13 protein-coding genes and 1 riboswitch are annotated in these 14,974 nt (G+C 73.4%); of the genes, 8 read left to right on the forward strand and 5 right to left on the reverse strand.

Translation table 11 applies throughout. From position 1 onward, the window contains the following. Window positions 1–110: 110 nt before the first annotated feature. From JHAT_RS10370 to JHAT_RS10390, 5 genes are all read left to right on the forward strand, one after another. Window positions 111–1,601: an amino acid permease gene (locus tag JHAT_RS10370; protein WP_077797789.1), complete on the forward strand. Its 1,491-nt coding sequence runs from the start codon at window positions 111–113 to the stop codon at window positions 1,599–1,601. A gap of 15 nt (window positions 1,602–1,616) precedes the next feature. Then, window positions 1,617–2,069 carry an Lrp/AsnC family transcriptional regulator gene (locus tag JHAT_RS10375; protein ID WP_077797790.1) on the forward strand — a complete coding sequence of 151 codons (453 nt, stop codon included), beginning with the start codon at window positions 1,617–1,619 and terminating at the stop codon, window positions 2,067–2,069. A 138-nt stretch (window positions 2,070–2,207) separates the two neighbouring features. After that, window positions 2,208–3,416: an MFS transporter gene (locus JHAT_RS10380; protein ID WP_077797791.1), complete on the forward strand. Its 1,209-nt coding sequence runs from the start codon at window positions 2,208–2,210 to the stop codon at window positions 3,414–3,416. 199 nt (window positions 3,417–3,615) lie between these two features. Continuing rightward, window positions 3,616–4,404: a carbon-nitrogen hydrolase family protein gene (locus JHAT_RS10385; RefSeq protein ID WP_077797792.1), complete on the forward strand. Its 789-nt coding sequence runs from the start codon at window positions 3,616–3,618 to the stop codon at window positions 4,402–4,404. A 47-nt stretch (window positions 4,405–4,451) separates the two neighbouring features. Continuing rightward, window positions 4,452–6,149, forward strand: a complete 1,698-nt coding sequence (locus JHAT_RS10390; protein ID WP_077797793.1) for an NAD(P)/FAD-dependent oxidoreductase — start codon at window positions 4,452–4,454, stop codon at window positions 6,147–6,149. On the opposite strand, the gene JHAT_RS10395 is transcribed toward JHAT_RS10390, so the two are convergent. Together JHAT_RS10395 and JHAT_RS10400 are read right to left on the reverse strand one after the other, a co-directional pair. Then, window positions 6,146–7,075 carry a TIGR03619 family F420-dependent LLM class oxidoreductase gene (locus JHAT_RS10395; protein WP_077797794.1) on the reverse strand — a complete coding sequence of 310 codons (930 nt, stop codon included), beginning with the start codon at window positions 7,073–7,075 and terminating at the stop codon, window positions 6,146–6,148. The genes JHAT_RS10390 and JHAT_RS10395 overlap by 4 nt on opposite strands. A gap of 81 nt (window positions 7,076–7,156) precedes the next feature. Further along, window positions 7,157–7,852 carry a DUF5995 family protein gene (locus tag JHAT_RS10400; RefSeq protein WP_077797795.1) on the reverse strand — a complete coding sequence of 232 codons (696 nt, stop codon included), beginning with the start codon at window positions 7,850–7,852 and terminating at the stop codon, window positions 7,157–7,159. Window positions 7,853–8,026: 174 nt separating this feature from the next. Between JHAT_RS10400 and JHAT_RS10405 the strand changes: the two genes are divergently transcribed. After that, window positions 8,027–9,163 carry a glycoside hydrolase family 6 protein gene (locus JHAT_RS10405; protein WP_077797796.1) on the forward strand — a complete coding sequence of 379 codons (1,137 nt, stop codon included), beginning with the start codon at window positions 8,027–8,029 and terminating at the stop codon, window positions 9,161–9,163. Here JHAT_RS10405 and JHAT_RS10410 read toward each other — a convergent pair. Further along, on the reverse strand, window positions 9,145–10,551 hold the full coding sequence (locus tag JHAT_RS10410) for a uracil-xanthine permease family protein (protein WP_077797797.1): 1,407 nt from the start codon (window positions 10,549–10,551) through the stop codon (window positions 9,145–9,147). The genes JHAT_RS10405 and JHAT_RS10410 overlap by 19 nt on opposite strands. A 187-nt stretch (window positions 10,552–10,738) precedes the next feature. Here JHAT_RS10410 and JHAT_RS10415 point away from each other — a divergent pair, with 187 nt between their 5' ends. Beyond that, the gene (locus tag JHAT_RS10415; RefSeq protein ID WP_077797798.1) at window positions 10,739–11,197 is read left to right on the forward strand and encodes a thioesterase family protein; all 459 of its coding nucleotides are present in this window, start codon (window positions 10,739–10,741) and stop codon (window positions 11,195–11,197) included. On the opposite strand, the gene JHAT_RS10420 is transcribed toward JHAT_RS10415, so the two are convergent. After that, window positions 11,157–12,368, reverse strand: coding sequence for an MFS transporter (locus JHAT_RS10420; RefSeq protein ID WP_077797799.1), 1,212 nt, complete (start codon window positions 12,366–12,368; stop codon window positions 11,157–11,159). The genes JHAT_RS10415 and JHAT_RS10420 overlap by 41 nt on opposite strands. Before the next feature lie 125 nt (window positions 12,369–12,493). Here JHAT_RS10420 and JHAT_RS10425 point away from each other — a divergent pair, with 125 nt between their 5' ends. Further along, a complete protein-coding gene (locus JHAT_RS10425; protein WP_077797800.1) occupies window positions 12,494–13,687 on the forward strand; it encodes an ROK family transcriptional regulator in 1,194 nt (397 codons plus the stop codon). A 71-nt stretch (window positions 13,688–13,758) separates the two neighbouring features. Here JHAT_RS10425 and JHAT_RS10430 read toward each other — a convergent pair whose 3' ends face one another. Beyond that, complete coding sequence (locus JHAT_RS10430; RefSeq protein WP_077797801.1) at window positions 13,759–14,526, reverse strand: SDR family oxidoreductase; 768 nt, start codon at window positions 14,524–14,526, stop codon at window positions 13,759–13,761. A 205-nt stretch (window positions 14,527–14,731) separates the two neighbouring features. Further along, window positions 14,732–14,862: riboswitch (FMN riboswitch) on the forward strand. The last annotated feature ends 112 nt before the right edge of the window (window positions 14,863–14,974 follow it).

Below are 14,974 nucleotides of genomic sequence, written 5' to 3' on the forward strand. Positions count from 1 at the left end.
TTCCCGCTTCCGCGAGGGACGCCACCGGTCCCCGCCGCTCCAGAGGCCCGCCGCGAGAAAGCCCGCTCGACACCGGGCGGTGCGACCGGCAGTGACAAAGGAGTCCATGCGTGCTCGACCACGGCGCACCCCCGCACCACGACACATCGGCCACCCCCGCGTCCCCGGGGCCGGTCGCCAGCCTCATGCGCCGCAAGCCCGTGGAACGGCTGGTCGCCGAGGGCGGCCAGGGCGAGGGGGGCAGCCTGCGCCGCTCCCTCGGCCTGTGGCAGCTCACGATGATCAGCATCGGCGCCACCCTCGGCACCGGCATCTTCGTCGTCCTCGGCGAGGCCGTCCCCAAGGTCGGACCGGCGGTCACCCTCTCCTTCGTCATCGCCGGTCTGACGGCGCTCTTCTCGGCCCTGTCCTACGCCGAACTGGCCGGCACCATCCCGGTCGCCGGCTCCTCGTACTCGTACGCCTACGCGACCATGGGCGAGCTGGTCGCCTGGATCTGCGGCTGGTGCCTGGTCCTGGAGTACGGCGTCTCCGTCGCCGCCGTCGCCGTCGGCTGGGGCGAGTACCTGAACGAGCTCCTCGACGGCACCATCGGCGTCACCATCCCGGACGTCCTGTCGGCGCCGCCCGGCGACGGCGGGATCTTCAACCTGCCCGCGCTGATCGTGGTGCTGCTCGCCATGACCTTCCTGCTGGGCGGCGCCCGCGAGTCCGCCCGCGCCAACACGATCATGGTCGTCGTCAAGATCGCCGCGCTGGTGCTCTTCTGCGCCGTCGGCGTCCAGGGCTTCCGCTCCGGCAACTACGAGCACTTCATGCCGCTCGGCATGGCCGGCGTCAGCGCGGCCGGCGCGACGCTGTTCTTCTCGTACATCGGCTTCGACGCGGCCTCCACCGCCGGTGAGGAGGCGAAGAACGCCCAGCGCGACCTGCCCCGCGCGATCATGCTCTCCCTCGTCATCGTCACCGTGCTCTACGTCCTCGTCGCCGCCGTCGCCGTCGGCGCCAGGCCGTGGAAGGGCTTCAGCGACTCCGAGGCCGCCCTCGCCCAGATCATGACCGACGTCACCGGGCAGAGCTTCTGGGGCACCCTCCTGGCGTTCTGCGCGGTCGTCGCCATCGCCAGCGTCGTGCTGACCGTCCTCTACGGCCAGACCCGCGTCCTGTTCGCCATGTCCCGCGACGGACTGATGCCCAAGGTGTTCTCCAAGGTCCACCCGAAGACCGGCGCGCCCCGCGCCAACACGGTGATCGTCTCCCTGTTCTGCGGCGTCCTGGCCGCCGCCGTCCCGCTCGGACAGCTCGCCGACGCCACCAGCATCGGCACCCTCTTCGCCTTCGCCCTGGTCAACGTGGCCGTCGTGCTGCTGCGCCGGACCCGCCCGGACATGCCGCGCACCTTCCGGGTGCCGCTGTCCCCGGTGCTGCCCGCCCTGGGCTTCGGCTTCTGCGTCTGGATGATGGGCAGCCTGTCCACCGTCACCTGGGTGGTCTTCGGTGTCTGGATGGCCGCCGGGCTCGTGTTCTACTTCGTGTACGGCCACCGCCGTTCCCGACTCGCCACGCCGGACCCGTCCGAGGCCCGGACGCACCAGAAGTGAAGTGAACGACCCGCAGTGCTGAACGATCTCGACGAACGCATCGTGCACGCCCTCGCCGAGGACGCCCGCCGCTCCTACGCGGACATCGGGCAGTCGGTCGGCCTGTCCGCGCCCGCCGTGAAACGGCGCGTGGACCGGCTGCGCGCCACCGGAGCCATCACCGGCTTCACCGTGCGCGTCGACCCCGCCGCGCTCGGCTGGGAGACCGAGGGGTTCGTCGAGATCTACTGCCGCCGCAACACCTCGCCGGAGACCATCCAACGGGGCCTGGAGCGGTACCAGGAGGTCGTGGCCGCGTCCACCGTCACCGGGGACGCGGACGCCGTCGCCCAGGTCTTCGCCGCCGACATGCGGCACTTCGAACGGGTCCTGGAGCGGATCGCCGGCGAGCCGTTCGTGGAACGCACCAAGTCCGTGCTGGTGCTCTCTCCGCTGCTGCGGCGCTTCTCGTCGGGGTCGCCCGCATAAGAACTGTCCCCGGGGCGCCGTGCGGTCTAGCATCGGTGCCATGACCTGGCGACATTGATCTTCCCGTCGTGCCCGCCCCCGAGGGCCGCCTCGGACGCCGTACCTCCGGTGTCCGATCCGCTCCCTGGGGAAGGCCTCATGACCCACGCACCCACACGCGTGCCGCCCGCCGGTCACCGGCGGCTGACGGCCACGCTGTACGGCTACGCGTTCCTCGACGACTTCGTCCTGCTCTACCCGGTGTACGCGCTGCTCTTCAGCGACGCCGGCCTGTCCGTCGGACAGATCTCCTCGCTCTTCGCCCTCTGGTCCGTCACCGGCGTCCTGCTCGAGGTGCCCTCCGGCGCCTGGGCCGACGCCGTCTCCCGGCGGCTGCTCCTGTGGCTCGGCCCGCTGCTCACCGCCGCCGGCTTCGCCCTGTGGGTGCTCGTCCCGTCCTACGGCGCCTTCGCGCTCGGCTTCGTGCTGTGGGGCGCCGGCGGAGCGCTCGGCTCCGGCGCGCTGGAGGCCCTGGTCCACGACGAACTGGACCGGCTCGGCGCCGCCGACCGGTACGCCCGCGTCATGGGCCGGGCCCGCTCGGCCGGTCTGGTGGCGGTGATGGCCGCGATGGGCCTGGCCGGTCCGGTGTTCGCCCACGGCGGCTACCCGGCCGTGGGGGCGGCGAGCATCCTGGTCTGCCTGCTGGCGGCGGCCCTGGCGACCCGGTTCCCGGAGCACCGTACGCCGGTGGCCGGCGGCGACGGGTGGGCCTCGGCCCTGCGGTCGGGTCTCGCCGAGGCCCGCGCCGACCGGTCCGTGCGCGGCGCGCTGCTGCTCGTGCCGGCCGTGGGCGCCGTATGGGGCGCCCTCGACGAGTACACGCCCTTGCTGGTGCGCGACACCGGTGTGGCCGAGGCGACCGTGCCGTGGCTGCTCCTGCTGGTCTGGGCCGGCGCCACGGCCGGGGGCCTGCTGGCCGGGCCGGCCGAACGGCTCGGCGACGCCGGGTTCGGCGGACTGCTCGTCGGCGCCGCGCTCGCCCTGGCCGTGGGCGCCGGCGCGGGCACGCCGGCGGGGCTGGCGCTGGTCGCCGTCGCCTTCGGCGGATTCCAGCTGGCGCACGTGCTCGCCGACGCGCGCCTCCAGCGACGCGTCGCCGCCGCCGGCCGGGCGACCCTGACCTCGGTGGCCGGGCTCGGCACCGAGCTGGCCACGGTCGCGGTGTACGGGACGTACGCGGTGGTCGCGACGGAGACGGGGCACGGCACCGCGTTCGTGGTCTTCACGGCGCCGTACCTGCTGACGGGGGTGGTGCTGGTGGCCGTCGGCCGGATCGCGGCCTCGGCTGCGAGGGCACGGTCCTGACGTCACCCACGCGTCCCGCACGGGTGACGTCGGGGCCGTGCGGGACGCGTGGCCGCCGTGCGCAACGAATCGCCGCGAGGTGCCCGAGGGACGCAACGAACCGCTCACCGGCGCGCAACGGCTCCTCCTTGTCCGGCCGAGTCCGCCGACCGTACCGTCTATCTGGCCCCCGACCCCCTCCCACCGGTGAGGAACACGCATGCGCACCGCCCTGCTCCAGAGCTCCGGCCGCCCCGGCTCCACCGCCGAGAACCTCCAGGTCCTCGACGAGGCCGCGGGCCGCGCCGCCGCCGCGGGGGCAGGGCTGCTCGTGACCTCCGAGCTGTTCCTGACCGGGTACGCGATCGGCGACGACATCGGCCGTCTCGCCGAGCCCGCCGACGGCGAGGCCGCCGACGCGATCGCGCGGACCGCCACGCGCCACGGCATCGCCGTCGCCTACGGCTACCCCGAGCGGGCCGGCGGGAGCGTCTTCAACTCCGTCCAGCTGATCTCCGCCGACGGCACCCGCCTGGCCAACTACCGCAAGACCCACCTCTTCGGCCGCTTCGAGCAGGAGCACTTCGTCCCCGGCGACCGGCCGCTCGTCCAGGCCCGGCTGAACGGCCTCACCGTCGGCCTGATGATCTGCTACGACGTGGAGTTCCCGGAGAACGTGCGCACCCACGCCCTGGCCGGCACCGACCTGCTGCTCGTCCCGACCGCGCAGATGCACCCGTTCCAGTTCGTCGCCGAGTCGGTCGTGCCCGTGCGGGCCTTCGAGAACCAGATGTACGTGGCGTACGTCAACCGGGTCGGCCGGGAGGGCGAGTTCGAGTTCGTCGGGCTGTCCGTGCTCGCCGGGCCCGACGGCATCGCCCGCACCCGCGCCGGGCGAGCCGAGGAACTGGTCGTCGCCGACGCCGACCCGGCCTTCCTCGTCGCGTCCCGCGAGGCCAACCCGTATCTCGAGGACCGCCGCCCCGGCCTCTACGGGTCCCTCGTCTGAACCCCCACCGCCACCCCGTTCCACCCTGTGCAAGGAGTCCGTACCCCATGACGTCCACGGTGCCCAACGCGATCGAGCACGCCGACGAGCAGCAGCCGCCGATCACCATGTTCGGGCCGGACTTCCCGTACGCGTACGACGACTTCCTCGCCCACCCTGCGGGCCTCGGCCAGATACCCGCGACCGAGCACGGCAGCGAGGTCGCCGTCATCGGCGGCGGCCTGTCCGGCATCGTCGCCGCCTACGAGCTGATGAAGATGGGCCTCAAGCCCGTCGTCTACGAGGCCGACCGGATCGGCGGCCGGCTGCGCACCGTCGGCTTCGACGGCTGCGACCCCTCGCTGACCGCCGAGATGGGAGCGATGCGCTTCCCGCCGTCCTCCACCGCCCTCCAGCACTACATCGACCTGGTGGGGCTCGAGACCCGTCCCTTCCCCAACCCCCTCGCCGAGGCGACCCCGTCGACCGTCGTCGACCTCAAGGGCGAGTCGCACTACGCCGAGACCCTCGACGACCTGCCGCAGGTCTACCGGGACGTCGCCGACGCCTGGGCCGAGTGCCTGGAGGAGGGCGCCGACTTCTCCGACATGAACCGCGCCCTGCGCGAGCGCGACGTCCCCCGCATCCGCGAGATCTGGGCGAAGCTGGTCGAGAAGCTCGACAACCAGACCTTCTACGGCTTCCTGTGCGAGTCCGAGGCGTTCAAGTCCTTCCGGCACCGCGAGATCTTCGGCCAGGTCGGCTTCGGCACCGGCGGCTGGGACACCGACTTCCCCAACTCCATCCTGGAGATCCTGCGCGTCGTCTACACCGAGGCCGACGACCACCACCGCGGCATCGTCGGCGGCTCCCAGCAGCTGCCGCTCAGGCTCTGGGAGCGCGAGCCGGAGAAGATCGTCCACTGGCCCCACGGCACCTCGCTGAAGTCCCTGCACGTGGGCGGCGAGCCCCGCCCGGCCGTGACCCGGCTGAACCGCACCGCCGGCAACCGGATCACCGTGACCGACGCCGACGGCGACATCCGCACCTACCGGGCGGCGATCTTCACCGCACAGTCCTGGATGCTGCTGTCCAAGATCGCCTGTGACGACTCGCTGTTCCCGATCGACCACTGGACGGCGATCGAGCGCACCCACTACATGGAGTCCTCGAAGCTGTTCGTGCCCGTCGACCGGCCGTTCTGGCTGGACAAGGACGAGGAGACCGGCCGGGACGTCATGTCGATGACGCTCACCGACCGCATGACCCGCGGCACCTACCTGCTCGACGACGGCCCCGACAGGCCCGCCGTCATCTGCCTCTCCTACACCTGGTGCGACGACAGCCTGAAGTGGCTGCCGCTGTCCGCGAACGAGCGGATGGAGGTCATGCTGAAGTCGCTCGGCGAGATCTACCCGAAGGTCGACATCCGGAAGCACATCATCGGCAACCCGGTGACGGTCTCCTGGGAGAACGAGCCCTACTTCATGGGCGCCTTCAAGGCCAACCTGCCGGGCCACTACCGCTACCAGCGGCGCCTGTTCACCCACTTCATGCAGGACCGGCTGCCCGAGGACAAGCGGGGCATCTTCCTCGCCGGCGACGACATCTCCTGGACGGCCGGCTGGGCCGAGGGCGCCGTCCAGACCGCGCTGAACGCGGTCTGGGGCGTCATGCACCACTTCGGCGGGGAGACCGACGCGACCAACCCGGGTCCGGGCGACGTCTACGACGAGATCGCGCCGGTGGAGCTCCCCGAGGACTAGATTCCGGCCGCCCTGGCCTTCTCGTAGACCTCGGCGGCGACGTCCTTCAGCTCCTCCGCGTCCCGCAGGGGGGCCTGGAGGTCGAGCAGGATCTCGTCCAGGCCGATCTCCGCGTACGCGGCCAGGTCCTCGACGATCCGGTCGACGTCGCCGTGGAGGGGACGGCCGTCGGCGCCGTCCTGGCCGGCCGCCCGGTGACGGGCGTTGACCCGCAGCACCGTCCGGATCGGCTCGGTCCGGCCGCGTTCCTCGGCGAGGTCGCGCACCAGGCGCCACTGCTCGGCCACGGCCTCGGCGCCCGTGCCGGTCGGCAGCCAGCCGTCGGCGTGGTCGACCAGCCGCCGCCGGGCCCGGCCGCTGCCCGCCGCCAGCATGATCGGGATCGGCCGGGCGGGCTTGGGGCCGACCACGGCGGACGCGATCTTCGTGACGTCTCCGTCGTACACCACCGGGTCCGGGCCCCACACCGCCCGGCACACCCCGATCAGCTCGTCCAGGGCGGCGCCGCGCTGCGCGAACGGCCGTACGGACGCCGCCGCGTACTCGTCGTGGGACCAGCCGGTGCCGAAGCCCGCGATCACCCGGCCGCCGCTCGCCGCGTCCAGTGTGGCCAGCGCCTTGGCCAGCTGGAACGGCACGTGCAGCGGGGCGACCAGCACGCTGGTGCCCAGCCGGGCCCTCTCGGTGGCCGCGGCGGCGAGGGCCAGGGTGACCAGGGGCTCGGCCACGCTCCGGTAGGTGTCGGGCCAGGGCAGGCCCTCGATGCCGTACAGCCCCTGGGTGGCGGGCTCGGGGAACAGGGCCCTCTCGAAGACCCACAGGCTCTCGTAGCCCGTCCGTTCCGCCGCGCGGGCCACGTCCGGGACGTCCTTGCCGATGTCGTACTGACGCATCTGGGGGAGGCCGAGTCCGAGCGGGATCGTCATGCCGGGGTGCTCCTTCGCAGTCGGGGTGCGATGCTGCCCGAGGGGGCAACGTACGGCGGGTGCACGGGTGTTCCGGCCGGGTCAGTCCGGCAGCGGGGTGAGCAGCATGCGGCTCGCGAAGCCCACCGCCGCGTCCAGCCGCTCGGTCAGCTCCCCGGCCACGTCCGGCATCCGGCGCAGCGCCCACAGCGCCCGGGCCGCGGCCCAGGCGGCGTCACGGGCGCGCTCCAGGCTCCAGGAACCGAGCAGATGGGTCAGCGGATCGGCGACCTGGAGGAGGTCGGGGCCCGGCATCAGCTCGTCGCGGATGCGCTCCTCCAGCGACACGAGGAGGCCGCCCACCCGGTCGAACTCGTCCTCCAGGTCGGCGGGTTCGCAGCCGAGCGTACGACAGGTGTCCACCACGGCCAGCGCGAGGTCGTGCCCGATGTGCGCGTTGATGCCCGCCAGCGCGAACTGCAGCGGTCGTACGCCGGGATGGCGGCGGAGCTGGAACAGGGGACGCCAGCACGCGGGCGGCCGGCGCCCGCTCTCCAGGGCGTCGACGGCGGCCAGATAGCGCTCCGCGAACCGCACGTCCAGCGCGATCGCGGCCCGGGCGTCCGGGAACAGACCGCGGTCGATGTGCCGGTCGACCGCCTCCGTGACGGCCAGGTAGACGCCGTTGAAGACGGCGACCCCGTCCCGCGCGGGCAGCGTGGAGCCGAGGGCGCGCATCCGGGTCAGGACCGTGTCCACCGTCCGGACGGCCGTCGGGACTTGCTCACAGTGCGCCATGGCGGCAGCGTCGCAGCTTTAGGGTGGGAGCGGTGCCGGCGGGCCCGACGCTTCCCCAGAACGGGGGAACGCGCCCGCCGCGCGGGGGAGGGGGAAGCGTACGTGTCAGGCCTTCGTGCCCGGCGTCTGGCCGCTCGCAGGTCCGAGCGCAGGCGCGCCGCCCGGCGCAGTGCGATGGTCGCGGCGGCGTCCGTCGTCGTCGCGGTCGGCACCGCGACCGGCATGCTGACCGCGTTCGGTGACGACGGCGGCGCGGACGAGGCGGGTCCGCGGGTGACGCGGTCGCCGCGGACGGACTCCCCGCCCGCCACGCCGACCCCGTCCGCCTCCACGACACCCCCGGCCTCCGCCTCGCCCTCGCCCTCCCCCTCGCCTTCGAAGGAGGCGAGCCCCAGCCCCTCGCCGGGGATGACCGGACGGAAGAAGCCCCGGACCACCACCGCGGCCTCCACCCGGCTCTACCGGCACCCCGACTCCCAGGTCCTCGAGTGGGTCCAAGCTCATCCCGACGATCCGCGCCGGGACGTCATCGCCTCCCGCATAGCCGACCACCCGGCCGCCGTGTGGTTCGCCGACTTCACGCCGGAGAACATCACCTCCCGGGTCCGTGCGGTCACCTCGGACGCGGCCGCCCAGGGCCGGGTGCCGGTGATCGTGCCGTACGTGATCCCCGGCCGCGACTGCGGCGGGTACTCGGAGGGCGGGGCGCCGGACCTCGACGCCTACGACGACTGGATCGACCGCTTCGCCGCGGGGCTGGGCTCCGGCGAGGTCATCGTCGTCCTGGAGCCCGACTCGGTGGCCCAGGCCGAGTGCCTGTCCGACGGTGAGCGGGCCGACCGCTTCGCCTCCCTGGCGCGGGCCGGCCGCGTCATGAAGGAGGCCGACCCGAGGGCGCGCGTCTACTTCGACGCGGGCCACTCCGGCTGGCACGCGCCCGACAGGCAGGCGGAGTGGCTCAAGCAGGCCGGCGCCGCCTCGGCCGCCTCCTCGGACGGCATCTTCAGCAACGTCTCCAACTTCCACACCACCGCCGACGAGATCACCCACGACCGCGCGGTCCTCGACGCCCTCGGCGGTCCGGCGAGCCTGGGCGCCGTCATCGACACCAGCCGCAACGGCAACGGCGCCCCGCCCGACGGCGAGTGGTGCGACCCCGACGGCCGCAGGATCGGCCGTGCGCCGACCCTGAGCACCGGCATGGGCCGCATCGACGCCTACCTGTGGGTGAAGCTGCCAGGGGAGTCGGACGGCTGCAAGGGATCGCCGGGCACGTTCACCCCGTCGTACGCCTACGACCTGGTGCGCTGAGAACCGTCGTCCCCCGTCTTCTCGTCGTACGACGACGTCCCCTCGTCCAGCAGCGGCCGCTGCGTCTTGAGGTGGGCCGGGGCGAAGGCGCGCAGCGCGTGGTAGCCGGTGATGACGACCAGGGTGCCCAGTGCGATGCCGCTCAGGGAGAAGGTGTCGGTGAACTCCATGCTGACGTTGCCGACGCCGATGATGATGCCCGCCGCGGCCGGCACCAGGTTCAGCGGGTTGCGCAGGTCCACCTTGGCGTTGATCCAGATCTGCGCGCCGAGCAGGCCGATCATGCCGTACAGGATGACCGTGATGCCGCCGAGGACGCCCCCGGGGATCGCGGCGACGACCGCGCCGAACTTCGGGCAGAGGCCGAACAGGAGCGCGAAGCCCGCGGCGGCCCAGTAGGCGGCCGTCGAGTAGACCCGGGTCGCGGCCATCACGCCGATGTTCTCGGAGTAGGTGGTGTTGGGCGGCCCGCCGAGCGCGGTGGACAGCATCGAGCCGACGCCGTCCGCGGAGATCGCCGTGCCCAGCTTGTCGTCGAGGTCGTCGCCGGTCATCTCGCCGACCGCCTTGACGTGCCCGGCGTTCTCCGCGATCAGCGCGATGACGACGGGGAGGGCGACCAGGATCGCCGACCACTCGAAGCTCGGCCCGTGGAAGGACGGCAGCCCGATCCAGTCGGCCTGTCCGACGGCGGAGAAGTCCAGTCGCCAGTGGTCGGTGAGCTTGCCGCTGCCGTCCACCGAGTGGATCTTCCCGAAGATCCGGTCCAGGGCCCAGGACAGGGCGTAGCCGAAGACCAGCCCCAGGAAGATCGCGATCCGGGACCAGAAGCCGCGCAGGCAGACCACGGCCAGACCGGTGAACAGCATCACCAGCAGCGCCGTCCACTGGTCCTGCGGCCAGTAGGTGGAGGCGGTGACCGGGGCCAGGTTGAAGCCGATCAGCATGACCACGGCGCCGGTGACGATCGGCGGCATCGCGGCGTGGATGATCCGCGCCCCGAACCGCTGCACCGCGAGACCCACCAGGAACAGCGCGGCGCCGACGACGAACACCGCGCCGGTCACCGTGGCGCTGGTGCCGCCCTGCGCCCGGATCACGGCGGCGACGCCGACGAAGGAGAGCGAGCAGCCGAGGTAGCTGGGCACGCGGCCGCGGGTGGCGAGGAGGAAGATGACGGTCGCCACGCCCGACATCATGATCGCGAGGTTGGGGTCCAGGCCCATCAGGACCGGAGCCACGAAGGACGCCCCGAACATGGCCACCACGTGCTGGGCGCCGAGCCCGGCCGTGCGGGGCCACGAGAGCCGTTCGTCGGGGCGGACCACCGCTCCGGGTGCGGGCGTGCGCCCGTCACCGTGCAGCTTCCAGCGCACGCCGAGGTCCATGGTGAGGTTCTGCTTTCTTCCGTACGTGAGGACTGTCCGCACCATTGTCGGGGGTAGCGGCGCGTCCCACGTCCCGTGCCCCCGCTGACCAGCGCCTTCCCCACGGCCGATGCCGCTGAGCGTCTGCTTAGGATGGAGGGGACCCGCTGTACGTGAGCACGATCGAGCAGGACCAGGAGCACCGCCCGTGACCGCCGAAGCCCCCGCCGCCCCCGCCCTGTCCCACGGCAGGCTCGTCCCCGTCACCGTCCACTTCGACGACCTGGACGCCCTCGGCCTGCTGCACAACGCCCGCTACCCCGTGATGGTCGAGAGGGCCTGGGCCGAGCTGTGGACCGAGCACGGCTTCCGCTTCGAAGGCGACTGGGCGGCGGCCGGCGACGCCTGCAACGCCGTCAAGGAGCTGACGGTCACCTACGAGGCGCCGGTCACCAGGCCGGGCGCGTACGCCGTCCACCTCTGGCTGGAGCGGCTCGGCAGGACCGGGCTGACGTACGGCTTCCGGTTCTGCTCCGCGGACGGCGCGACCACGTACGCCCACGGCACCCGGGTGCTGGTCCGGCTGGACTCCGAGACGCTGCGTCCGGCGCCGTGGAGCGAGGCCTTCAGGGCTGCCGGTCGGGCACTGCTGCGCTCGGCGGACTGATCTTCGGCCGGTCGCGGTCGCCGGCGCGCAGCACCTTCGCGAACACCACCAGGCAGCAGGCCAGCACGGTCACCAGGCCGAACGACACCACCAGGCTGGTCGCCTGCGCCAGGCCGCCGATCGCGCTCGGCGCCACCAGCCCGGACGTGTACGTGATGGTCGCGACGCCCGCGATGGCCAGGCTCGGGTTGGAGCCGGCCCGGCCCGCCGCCGCGAAGCACAGCGGGACGACGACCGCGATGCCGAGGCCCGTCAGCGCGAAGCCGGTCATCGCCACCGCCGGATGCCCGCCGACGACCACGAGCAGGCCGCCGAACGTGGCCAGCACGCCGCCCACCCGGACCGTGCGCACCGCGCCGAAGCGGTCCACCACCTTGTCCCCGACCAGGCGGGCCACGGCCATGGTGAGCGTGAAGCCCGTCGTGCAGGCCGCCGCGAGACCGGCCGAGGTCTCCAGCTGGTCCCGCAGGTAGACCGCCGACCAGTCCAGGCTCGCGCCCTCCGCGAACACCGCGCAGAACCCGACCGCGCCGATCAGCAGCGCCGACCGGGGCGGCAGCGCGAACCGCGGCGGCGGGTCCTCGTCCTCGGCGGGCTGGAGGTCCAGTACCCAGGTGCAGGCCACCAGGCCCAGCACGGTCAGCACCGCCGCGGCGAGGACGTGGTGCAGCCGCGCGTCCGCGCCCAGGTGGGCGGCGAGGGTGCCGGCCGCCGAACCGGTCAGGGCCCCCGCGCTCCACATGCCGTGCAGCCCGGACATGATCGACTTGTCGAGCCGGTTCTCCACCTCGACGCCGAGCGCGTTCATCGCCACGTCCGACATGCCCGCCGAGGCGCCGTAGACGAACAGGGCCAGGCACAGGGTGAGCAGGTTCGGGGCGAGGGAGGGCAGGACCAGCGCCAGCGTCCACAGGGCCAGCAGACCGCGCAGGGCGGTGCGGGCGCCGAAGCGGTGGCTGACGCGGCCGGCCAGCGGCATGGCGACGGAGGCGCCGAGCGCGGGGAACGCCAGCGCCAGCCCGAGCTGGCCCGCGCTCACTCCGGCGTGGTCCTGGATCCACGGCACCCGGGTCGCGAACGAGCCGGTGACGGCGCCGTGCACGGCGAACACGGCCGCCACGGCGTACCGGGCGCGCCTTACCTGACCGTGCGCGTAGACCACTGCGCTCATTCTCGGCTCCTTCGTCGGGTCCGCTCCACTGCTGCGTCGCGCGGCGTAAACTATCAGGAACCCTGCCTGATAGATAGTGGGTCTCGGACGCGACCCCACGCCCGTCGATCTGGAAGGATCCCGGCATGCCCGCATCCCCGAGCACCGCCCGGGCCATCAACGACCGGTCCGCCCTGCGTCTGCTCCAGCAGGAAGGCCCGTTGACGGCCACGCAGTTGAAGCAGCTGACCGGCCTCTCCCGCCCCACCGTGGCCGACCTCGTCGAACGCCTCACCGCCTCCGGTCTGATCGAGGTGACCGGGGAGTCGGGAGAACAGCGCCGCGGACCGAACGCCAAGCTGTACGGGATCGTCGCCGACCGGGCCCACCTGGCCGCCCTCGACGTACGCACCGAGAGCGTCTCCGTCCTCGTGTCGGACCTGCTCGGCCGGGTGCTCGCCGAGGAGTCCGCACCGATCGGCGCCGGCACCGGGACGGGCCCCGCGGTGGAACAGGCGGTCACCCTGGTCGAGCGCACGGCGAAGGAGGCGGGGGCCGACCGGCTGCACACCGTCTGCGTCGGCGCCCCCGGCCTGATCGATCCGGCCAGCGGTGAACTCCACGACTCGACCGGTCTGCCCGAGTGGCACCGCCGTCTGGTGGCCGCGCTGCGGGAGCGGCTGCCCGGGGCACGGGTCGGCGTCGAGAACGAGACCAACCTCGCCGCGCTGGCCGAGCAGCGCGACGGGGCGGCCCGCGACCGGGACACGTTCGTCCTGCTCTGGCTCGGCCTGGGCGTCGGCGGCGCGGTCGTCCTCGACGGCGTCCTGCGGCGCGGCGTCTCCGGCGGCGCGGGCGAGCTCGGCTTCCTGCCGGTGCCGGGCACGTCGGGCGTGCCGTCGGCCACCGACTGCGACGGCGGCTTCCACTCCGTGACCGGGGCCGCCGCGGTGGCCGCCCTCGCGGCCCGGCACGGCGTGACGGCGGACCGCGTCACGGAGGAGCCGCACGCGGCCACGCTGGTGCGGGCGGCGGTACGCGCGGCCGGCGCCGACCCGTCGGCCGGGCGGTTCCTCGACGCCCTCGCCGACCGGATCGCGCTCGGGGCCGCCGCCGTCGTCTCCGTCCTGGACCCCGGCTGCGTCGTGCTGGCCGGTGAGACCGGCCGGGCCGGCGGCGGCACACTCGCCGCCCGCGTGCACGACCGCCTCGCCCGGATGTCACCGCTCGCCACCGAGGTGCGCGCCGGCGTCCTGGGCGGCGGCGCCGTCCTGCGCGGGGCCCTGCTGACCGCCCAGGACCGCGCCCAGGACGACCTGTTCGGACCGCCGGAGCGCTGACCGGCGGCGCACCGGCCCGCTCGGCGTGCCCGCTTCTGCCGGACCCGCACGCGCGCGGCGGCCGGCTCGGGTCAGTCGCGCCGTCCGTCCCCGGCACCGTGCCCGAACCGTGCCGTCAGGTACTCCTCGAAGGTGCCCTTGCCCAGCGCCCTGTCCGGTGCCAGGTGGCCGCCCGAGCGGAACGCGCGGTAGGTCCTCCCGGCGAGCGGCAGGTTCACCACGGCCCGCCGGCGTCCCGTGGCGGCCAGGTAGGCGCGGGCGAGCGACTCGAAGCTCCGCACCTCGGGACCGCCCAGGTCCGGGACCCGCCCGGCGGGCTCGCCGGCCGCCAGCTCGGCGAGCCGGTCCGCGACCTCCCGCACCTCGACCGGCTGGTCGGCGACCTGCGCCGGCACCAGCACGACCGGCGGTTTGGCCAGGCCCTGGAGCAGCCGCACCACCAGGTCGTGGAACTGCGTCGTCCGCAGCACCGTCCAGCCGATCCCGGATTCCTCGACGAGCCGCTCGACGGCCAGCTTGGTGCGGTAGTAGCCGAACGGCACCCGGTCGACGCCGACGATCGAGATGTACACCAGGTGCCGCACCCCGGCCCGCCGGGCCGCCGCCAGCAGGTTCGTGGCCGCCCGCTCGTCCCCGCCGGTCTGCGTGGTCGCACAGTGCACGACCGTGTCGACGCCGTCGAGCGCCGCGTCCAGGCCGCCGCCGCCCTTGCGCAGGTCGACGGCGTACGGCCGGGCGTGCCGGCTGAGCACCCGCACCTCGTGCCCGTCCGCGCGCAGCCGCTCGGTGACGAACCGGCCGAGCGTGCCGGTGCCGCCGGTCACCAGGATCGTGGTCATGCTGTTCAGTCCCTTCGGGCGGGGGGCGCTCCCGAGCGGAACACCCTGTCGTCGGCTCGGACGGATCGGCACACCGAAAACGTGACACCGGACCGGTGCCGCGCCGACCGGCCCGACGGCCCGTCGAAGCGCTCTGTGAGCCACCCCACACCCTCCGTCGGCATGAGCGCGCGCCGGCCGTGGCACACTGGCCCTGTACCAGAAGCAGCGCACTCCGGGGTCGGTGAAAGTCCGAACCGGCGGTTACAGTCCGCGACCCGGTCGCCTCCAGCGACCGGTTGACCAGGTGAAATTCCTGGACCGACGGTTAAAGTCCGGATGGGAGGCAGTGCGCGGCGGGCGAGCACACGTGCGCGCCGCCGACCTCTGGGCTCGTCCGTCGCGGGCGGGTCCCGTCCGGCGTCGCCCCCGGATCCCTCGCTCGTCCTTTCTGTCGTTCGTCGACAGC

Source organism: Streptomyces sp. JHA26, assembly GCF_002005565.1.
Lineage (GTDB): Bacteria > Actinomycetota > Actinomycetes > Streptomycetales > Streptomycetaceae > Streptomyces.

What these genes read in the sequence shown, in the direction of transcription:
- JHAT_RS10380 (WP_077797791.1), top strand. Translation starts at nt 2,208, where the DNA reads ATGACCCACGCACCCACACGCGTGCCGCCCGCCGGTCACCGGCGGCTG.
- JHAT_RS10385 (WP_077797792.1), top strand. Translation starts at nt 3,616, where the DNA reads ATGCGCACCGCCCTGCTCCAGAGCTCCGGCCGCCCCGGCTCCACCGCC.
- JHAT_RS10390 (WP_077797793.1), top strand. Translation starts at nt 4,452, where the DNA reads ATGACGTCCACGGTGCCCAACGCGATCGAGCACGCCGACGAGCAGCAG.
- JHAT_RS10395 (WP_077797794.1), bottom strand. Translation starts at nt 7,075, where the DNA reads ATGACGATCCCGCTCGGACTCGGCCTCCCCCAGATGCGTCAGTACGAC.
- JHAT_RS10400 (WP_077797795.1), bottom strand. Translation starts at nt 7,852, where the DNA reads ATGGCGCACTGTGAGCAAGTCCCGACGGCCGTCCGGACGGTGGACACG.
- JHAT_RS10405 (WP_077797796.1), top strand. Translation starts at nt 8,027, where the DNA reads ATGGTCGCGGCGGCGTCCGTCGTCGTCGCGGTCGGCACCGCGACCGGC.
- JHAT_RS10410 (WP_077797797.1), bottom strand. Translation starts at nt 10,551, where the DNA reads ATGGACCTCGGCGTGCGCTGGAAGCTGCACGGTGACGGGCGCACGCCC.
- JHAT_RS10420 (WP_077797799.1), bottom strand. Translation starts at nt 12,368, where the DNA reads ATGAGCGCAGTGGTCTACGCGCACGGTCAGGTAAGGCGCGCCCGGTAC.
- JHAT_RS10425 (WP_077797800.1), top strand. Translation starts at nt 12,494, where the DNA reads ATGCCCGCATCCCCGAGCACCGCCCGGGCCATCAACGACCGGTCCGCC.
- JHAT_RS10430 (WP_077797801.1), bottom strand. Translation starts at nt 14,526, where the DNA reads ATGACCACGATCCTGGTGACCGGCGGCACCGGCACGCTCGGCCGGTTC.